This window comes from Anoxybacillus sp. MB8 (assembly GCF_011006755.1).
Lineage (GTDB): Bacteria > Bacillota > Bacilli > Bacillales > Anoxybacillaceae > Anoxybacillus > Anoxybacillus gonensis.
In genome coordinates this window covers 1-599 of sequence record NZ_RXXX01000116.1, presented here as the reverse complement: position 1 = coordinate 599, position 599 = coordinate 1, and the positions used below count along the sequence as shown (strand labels likewise).

The 599-nt window shown below is 43.6% G+C and carries 1 pseudogene; it reads left to right on the top strand.

The features are described from left to right. Window positions 1–179 precede the first annotated feature (179 nt). A pseudogene (locus tag EKC99_RS16100) lies at window positions 180–599 on the top strand (UPF0236 family transposase-like protein); the annotation flags it as partial.

Here is a 599-nt window from a genome sequence, read left to right as displayed (position 1 = left end):
GGGCTCCACTCCTTTCTTTGGTTGTATTTTTTTCGCACTTACTACCTTACCAGGAGGAGAGCCCGTTTTTCATCTATTTTGCTTACATATCTGACAGGTTCCTTATTATACCAAATCAGGAACCTGTCTTTTTTTCTCCCACAAACATTTTACTCATACAACAGTCATTGTTTAGGCATATGCAAAAAGAATATGGTCAACTGCTTCAACAGCTGTTGGAGGACATCGATCACACATTAGCGGAAAAACGAGATAAAAAAAGATACGCGCTCAAAGATAAACGAGGGATACGGATGCAGACGATGTTTGGAGAAGTGGAAGTCAAGCGGACTATTACTTCGATCGAGAAAAACAGAGGTATGTCTGTCTGTTGGATGCTTTTCTTCAGTTTGAGGGGGCACATGGAGTCAGTCCGTTGTTAGAAGAAACAGCGATTCATCTCGCCGTAACGGGTTCTTCGTATCGACAGGCTGCGCAGTCGCTTGAAAAACTGGTGGGATACGCATGTATGAGCCACGAAACGATTCGTCAGTTGATTGTCGAGGCTGAAGTCGTTGGACACCGCAAGATGGAGAAAAAAGGTCGGGTATTTTTCATTG